Genomic DNA, 6,133 nt, shown 5'->3' with positions numbered 1-6,133 from the left:
AGCATCCGGATCACACCGGCGTCGCGCATCACCTTGGCGGCCTTGTCATCGAGCCGCCCCAGCGACTCGTTCACCGGGCCCAGCTCGCGCAGCTCCGCCGCCCGTTCCATGATCTTGTCGAGCACGCCGTTTTCCTTTGACACGGTCATCGGCTGTCTCCCCTGAGTCTTGAGCCCTGAGTTTTGAGCGAGTAGGGCTGAGCGAGATTGGTGAGCGAGGGTGGTGCGGTGGCGGTAGTCGCGTGATGGGACAGCTCAGCCGTCATAGCTGACCTTGAGCCGGTCGCTGATCGGTTTCGCCTGGCAGGCCAGGACGAGCCCGTCGGCGAGGTCCTGCTTGTCGAGCACGGTGTTGGCGTCCATGACGGCCTCGCCCTCCACCAGCACGCAGGCGCAGGCGGCACAGGAGCCCTCGCGGCAGGACGAGGGCGCGTCCATGCCCGCGCGCAGCATGACGTCGAGCAGGTGCTGGTTGCGCGGCCAGGTCAGCGTGGTGGTCTCGCCGTCCATCTCGACGTCGACCGTGGCCGCGTCGCCGGGGTCGGCCGCGCCGTCCGTCTCGTCCGCGGCGTCGTCCTCGAACGGGCCGAACGGGTCGCCGGCCAGCGAGAAGAAGCGCTCCACGTGCACCTGGCGGGACGGCATGCCGGCGCCGTCCAGCGCCGCGACCGCCATGTCCATGAACTTCTGCGGCCCGCAGATGAACGCCTCACGGCCGGTGTACGGACGGCACAGCGCCCGTACGGCGTCCTCGGAGGGCAGGCCCTGGACCGACTCCAGCCAGTGGACGACCGTCAGCCGCTCGCCGTGCTCGGCCGAAAGGGCGCGCAGTTCCTCGGCGAAGATGACCGACCGCTCGTCCCGGTTGGCGTACACGAGGGTGACCGTCCCGGTGCCTCCGGCCAGGCAGGACTTCAGGATCGACATCACCGGGGTGATGCCGCTCCCGCCGGCGAACAGCAGGAAGTCGTCGTCCAGCGAACGCGGCGTGAACGTCCCCGCGGGACGCAGCACCTCGAGGACGTCGCCCTCGGTCACGTTGTCGCAGATCCAGTTGGATCCGACGCCGTCCGCGACGCGCTTGACCGTCACCTTGAGCCGCTCGCCGAGGACGGGCGAGCTGCACAGCGAGTAGCAGCGCGCGGCCCAGCCGTCCCCGGCCGGGACCCGTACCGTGAGGAACTGGCCGGGCCGGTACGTGAACCGGTCCGCGTCCCCCTCGGCGGGTTCGAGGACGATCGAGTGCGCGTCCTCGGTCTCGCGCACGACCTCGACGACGCGCGCCTTGAGTGAAGCCGGACCCGTCATTACCGGGACGTCCTCCCCTCTGTACGGGCCTGGGACTCAGTGCTTGCCTGGGACTCGGTGCTTGCCTGGGACGCGGCGTTTGCCTGGGACTCAGCGCTTGCCTGCGATCCGGCACCGGTCTTGGAGCCGGCACCGGTCTTGGAGCCGGCACTGGCCGCTGCGGCGTGCTTGGCGGCGATGTGGCCGAAGACGATGGACGGGCCGATGGTGGCGCCCGGTCCCGCGTACTCGTGGCCCATCACGGAGGCCGTGGTGTTGCCGGTGGCGTACAGGCCCTCGATCGCCGAGCCGTCGGCGCGCAGCACCCGGGAGTGCTCGTCGCAGACCAGCCCGCCCTTGGTGCCGAGGTCGCCGACCTCCAGCCGGAACGCGTAGTACGGCGCCGTGTCGATGACGTCCAGGTTCGGGTTCTTGAGGTTGGGGTCGCCGTAGTAGCGGTCGTAGGCGCTGTCGCCACGGCCGAACTCCGGGTCCTTGCCCGCCTTCGCGTACCCGTTGAACGTCTCGATGGTCGTGCCGAGCGCGTCGGCCGGAACGCCGATCTTCTCGGCGAGGGCGGCGAGCGTGTCGGCCTTGAAGACGATGCCCGCGTCGTAGAACGCCTTCGGGATCGGCGCGCCCGGCAGGATCTGCGCGAACGGGTAGCGGGAACGGGCCTTGGCGTCCATCACGAACCACGCCGGGACGTGGCCGCCCTCGAGCTGGTCGTGCACGAAGTTGACGTACGGTGCGGCCTCGTTGGTGAACCGCTTGCCGTCGCCGGACACGATCACCTGGCGCGGGATGGCCCGTTCGGACACCAGCGGGATCGTCGCGCCGGCCGGGTGGTGCACGGCCGGCATCCACCAGGCGTCGTCCATGAAGTCCAGCGCGGCGCCCAGCCCCTCGCCCAGCTGGATGCCGTCGCCGGTGTTGCCGCGGGCGCCCATGGCGTGGTTCTCCTGGCCGCCCTTGGGCAGGTACTTGTCCCGCATCTCCTGGTTGAAGTCGAAGCCGCCGGACGCCAGCAGCACGCCGCGCCGCCCGTGCAGGCGCTTGGTCGTCCCGTCGCGCTCGGTCACGACGATGCCGGTGACGGCGCCGTCCTCCACGACCAGCTCCGTCATGGTGGTCTTGAGCCAGAGCGGGACCCCGGCGTCCTTGAGCGCCATCCGCAGCCGGGCGACGAGCGCGCGCCCGCCGGTCGACATGTGGCGGCGCCGGACCATGTTGGACGAGACGCGCCAGGCGGCCACCAGCGTGGCCCGGCGGCCGGCCCAGGTGCGCTTGGCCATCGCCAGGTCGTGGTAGTCCTTCGCGGTGACCCACAGGCCCAGCGGGCCCGCCATGCTGTTGGCCCGCTGGTACTTCTCGTCCTCACCGAGTTTGCGGGTGTCGAACGGCTTGGCCTCGATCGAACGGCCCTTGGGCCGGCCGCCCTCGAGCTCGGGGTGGTAGTCGGCGTAGCCCTTGGTCCAGAAGAACCGCATCCACTTGCTCTTGTCGAGCACTTCCATCGCGGCGGGGCCGTTGTCGACGAAGGCGTCCAGGCGCTCGGCCGGGACCTGGCCCTCGGTCAGCAGGTCGAGGTAGCGGCGGATCGACTCGCGGCTGTCGTCGTGCCCGGCGGCCCGCAGCGTGGGGTTGTTGGGCACCCAGATGCCGCCGCCGGACAGCCCGGTGCTGCCGCCGAACTTGGAGCCCTTCTCCACGATCAGCGGCTTGAGCCCGGCGTCGACGGCGCTCAGCGCGGCGGCCATGCCGCCCCCGCCGCTGCCGACGATGACCAGGTCGTACTCGGCGTCCCAGCCCTGCGAAGACTCGCTCACGCTGTGCTCCCCGCTTCCGCTGACTTCCTGGCCACCGCTGTCTTTCCGGCCAACGCCGTGCTCCCCGCTCACGACTCGTCCTTGCGGGTCAGGAAGGCCAGCACGGCACTCTCCCAGGCCGCCTTCTGCTCGATCATCACCCAGTGCCCGCAGTTCGGGAAGATGTGCACCTCCACGTCGGGGATGGTGCGCATCGGGATCAGCGCCATGTCCATCGGGCTGACCCGGTCGTCACGGCCCCACGTGATCATGGTCCGCGCCTTGAGCTTGTGCAGCATCGCCCAGTACGGGGGCGTGTCCGACTGCGCCTGCATCTTGAAGTTGAAGGTCATCGCGGCCTTGCTGTACATCTTGCGGGCGCTGGCGAGGGTGGCCGGGTCGGTGGCCTGCTCCCAGCGCTCCTCGATGAGCTCCTCGGTGACCAGCTTCGGGTTGTACACCATCGAGTTCAGCCACTGGACGAGCCGCTCGCGGCTGGGCTCCTCGGTGAACTCCATCAGCAGGTTGATGCCCTCGCCCGGCGCGGGGCTGAAGATGCTCCGGCCGATGCCGCCGATGGTGACCAGCCGGCGCACCCGCTCGGGGTGGGCCAGCGCCACGTTGGTCCCGACGATCCCGCCCATCGAGTTGCCGATCACGTCGACCTGGTCCAGGCCCAGCCCGTCCAGGAAGCGGATCACCGAGGCCGGGGCGGCCAGCATCGGGTGCTCATCGGTCGGGTCGCTCACGCCGAACCCGGGGAACTCCAGGATCAGGCAGCGGAAGTGCTCGGCGAGCACCCCGAGGTTGCCGCGGAAGTTGCGCCAGCCGGTGACTCCGGGGCCCGATCCGTGCAGAAGCAGCAGCGGCGGGCCGTCGCCGGCCTCGTGGTAACGCAGCACGCCCTGGTCGGTGGCGAGTTCGCGCGACGTCGACTCGTAGGTCAGCTCCGTGGTCATGGTCCCTCAGCTCTTCGGGATGGGCACTGGTCTTCGGGGTGGGCACTGGTCGTCGGGATGGCCGCTGTTCTCGGGGTGAACACCGGCCGTCGGGATGGACACTGTCCGGGTGACCAGTGTCCTGGATGAACACCGTCTTCAGGATGGGCACTGTTTTGGGCACTATGGGGTGGCGTACCCGAAGGTAATCAAGCGCTCGTGCAAATCGCCCGGGTGGATCCCGATCAGCGGGACGCGCGTCTCACGAGAGTCGGGCGACCGCCGGGCCGGGGCCGCCGGGCGGCGGGTTCCACTCATCGGGATCGCGCTACGGGACGGTACGGAGCGCGACCTAACGTCAGGGTTCTGTTCGGCCCGCCAAGAGCAACGAGGTGACTGATGTCAGCCGAGCCAGCGCTCACCGCAGAACCCGGTCCTGCCACGTCGGTGCCGGCTCCCACGCCGGACGAGTTCCGGCGGGCCATGGCCGAGTTCGCCACCGGTGTGACGGTGGTCACCGGACTTGAGGGCGACGAGCCGGTGGGCTTCGCCTGCCAGTCGTTCACGTCGGTGTCGCTGGATCCTCCGCTGGTGCTGTTCTGCGCCGACCACCGCGGCCGGTCGTGGCCCCGGATCCGCGGCGCGGGCCGGTTCTGCGTGAACGTGCTGGGCGAGGACCAGCGCGAGCTGTGCCAGCGCTTCGGCTCCAGCAAGGGCCGCAAGTACGAGGGTCTCGACTGGGAGCTGTCCCCTTGGGGCACCCCGTCCCTGCCCGAGGTGCTGCTGCGCGTGCACGCGGGGATCGAGAACGTGCACCGGGCCGGCGACCACGACGTGGTGATCGGCCGGGTGCTGGCGATCGAGATCCCGAGGGTGGAGGAGCGGGGCGAGGAGCATGCCGGCGAACGGCCGATGATCTTCTTCCGCAGCCGGTTCGGGATCGGCGAGCCGGAGGGGCCGATCGCCCCGTACCCGTGGTCCCGGGGCGACCGGTGGGGCTGAGCACGCCCCCCGCCACCCTGGCCACCCGGGCCGCCCTCCGTATCGCCAGTGTGCCCCGTATCGCCAGTGCGTCCCGTATTGCCGGTGTGTCCCGTATCGCCGGTGCGTCACATCTGATCCAGGGACGGCCGGTGGGGCCGAGCACATCCCCGACCGCCCCCTGCACCGCCGGTCCGTCACATCCAGTCGCCGCGGCCGTCCATCGCCAGCAGCCGGTTCAGGGTCTCGGCGGACCAGGACGCGTCGGCCACCGGAGCGGCGCAGGTGCCGCGCCGGGAACGGGTGCGCCTGACCTCGACCGGGCCGAGGAACAGCTGCTGCGCCGCCTCGCGGGCGGCGGTCGCCACCAGCGGCGCGACGTTCTCCAGCGGGGTACGGATGTCGCCCACCAGGGAGATGCCGGCGACCGGGCCCTCGTGGCCGCGGATCGCGGCGGCCACGCAGGCGATGCCGGGGAACGACTCGCCGCGCTCGAACGCCAGCCCGCGGCGCTGCCGGATGCGGTGCAGCTCCTGGTGCAGCGTGCTGAACTCGCCGATGGTACGGCTGGTCAGCCGGCTGAGACCGGAGCCGAGGCTGGCCTCGACCTCCTCGGGCTCCAGCCAGGCCAGCATCGACTTGCCCAGCGCCGTCGAGTGGGCGGGGGCGCGGCCGCCGACCCTGGACGGCACGACGGAGGCGTAGCGTCCGCCCATCTTGTCCAGGTAGTAGATCTCGGCGCCGTCCAGCACGGCCAGATGGGCGACGAGGCCGGTGGTGATCTGCAGCTCGTGCAGCAGCGGCGCGGCGGCCTCACGGATCTTGCCGTGCCCGCCGTCCCGGCCACCGAGACCCAGCGCCCGCTGGCCCAGGCCGTAACCGTAGGAATTGTGTTCCAGCCACCGCTGCCGTACCAGCTGGTCAAGGATCCGGTGCGCGGTGGAACGAGGCAGCCCGGTGTGCCTGGCCACGTCCTCCAGGGTCAGCCGGGCCGACTGCCCGCTGAAGGCGTCCAGGATCAGCGAGATCCGCTCGACCATCGACGGGGGCGGTTCGTGGCGCAAAGAGGCCGGGTCGTGGCGCACCCCGGGGTCCACCGTCTGCTCGCTCATCGCAGCTC

Annotated in this window: 5 protein-coding genes; 1 reads left to right on the top strand and 4 read right to left on the bottom strand. The window is 70.7% G+C overall.

Features of this window, described 5'->3' with window-relative positions; all coding sequences use genetic code 11:
* Positions 1–254: 254 nt before the first annotated feature.
* The 3 genes from ACH34Q_RS44540 to ACH34Q_RS44530 form a co-directional block, all read right to left on the bottom strand.
* Positions 255–1,307, bottom strand: coding sequence for a 2Fe-2S iron-sulfur cluster-binding protein (locus tag ACH34Q_RS44540; RefSeq protein ID WP_395989305.1), 1,053 nt, complete (start codon positions 1,305–1,307; stop codon positions 255–257).
* Positions 1,307–3,115: an FAD-binding protein gene (locus ACH34Q_RS44535; RefSeq protein ID WP_395989304.1), complete on the bottom strand. Its 1,809-nt coding sequence runs from the start codon at positions 3,113–3,115 to the stop codon at positions 1,307–1,309. The genes ACH34Q_RS44540 and ACH34Q_RS44535 overlap by 1 nt, the downstream gene beginning before the upstream one ends.
* A 68-nt stretch (positions 3,116–3,183) precedes the next feature.
* On the bottom strand, positions 3,184–4,053 hold the full coding sequence (locus ACH34Q_RS44530; RefSeq protein ID WP_395989303.1) for an alpha/beta fold hydrolase: 870 nt from the start codon (positions 4,051–4,053) through the stop codon (positions 3,184–3,186).
* A gap of 378 nt (positions 4,054–4,431) precedes the next feature.
* Here ACH34Q_RS44530 and ACH34Q_RS44525 point away from each other — a divergent pair, with 378 nt between their 5' ends.
* Entirely contained in the window at positions 4,432–5,034 is a 603-nt protein-coding gene (locus tag ACH34Q_RS44525) for a flavin reductase family protein (RefSeq protein ID WP_395989302.1), read from the top strand.
* Positions 5,035–5,210: 176 nt separating this feature from the next.
* Here ACH34Q_RS44525 and ACH34Q_RS44520 read toward each other — a convergent pair whose 3' ends face one another.
* Positions 5,211–6,125, bottom strand: a complete 915-nt coding sequence (locus ACH34Q_RS44520) for an IclR family transcriptional regulator (RefSeq protein ID WP_395989301.1) — start codon at positions 6,123–6,125, stop codon at positions 5,211–5,213.
* Between the last annotated feature and the right edge of the window lie 8 nt (positions 6,126–6,133).

Source organism: Actinomadura sp. 9N407, from assembly GCF_044326315.1.
Lineage (GTDB): Bacteria > Actinomycetota > Actinomycetes > Streptosporangiales > Streptosporangiaceae > Spirillospora.
This window is presented reverse-complemented; position numbering and strand designations above follow the sequence as displayed.

Bases quoted from the DNA above. Each gene is read 5' to 3' on its own strand.
- ACH34Q_RS44525 (WP_395989302.1), top strand. From the start codon at position 4,432: ATGTCAGCCGAGCCAGCGCTCACCGCAGAACCCGGTCCTGCCACGTCG.
- ACH34Q_RS44520 (WP_395989301.1), bottom strand. From the start codon at position 6,125: ATGAGCGAGCAGACGGTGGACCCCGGGGTGCGCCACGACCCGGCCTCT.
- ACH34Q_RS44530 (WP_395989303.1), bottom strand. From the start codon at position 4,053: ATGACCACGGAGCTGACCTACGAGTCGACGTCGCGCGAACTCGCCACC.
- ACH34Q_RS44540 (WP_395989305.1), bottom strand. From the start codon at position 1,307: ATGACGGGTCCGGCTTCACTCAAGGCGCGCGTCGTCGAGGTCGTGCGC.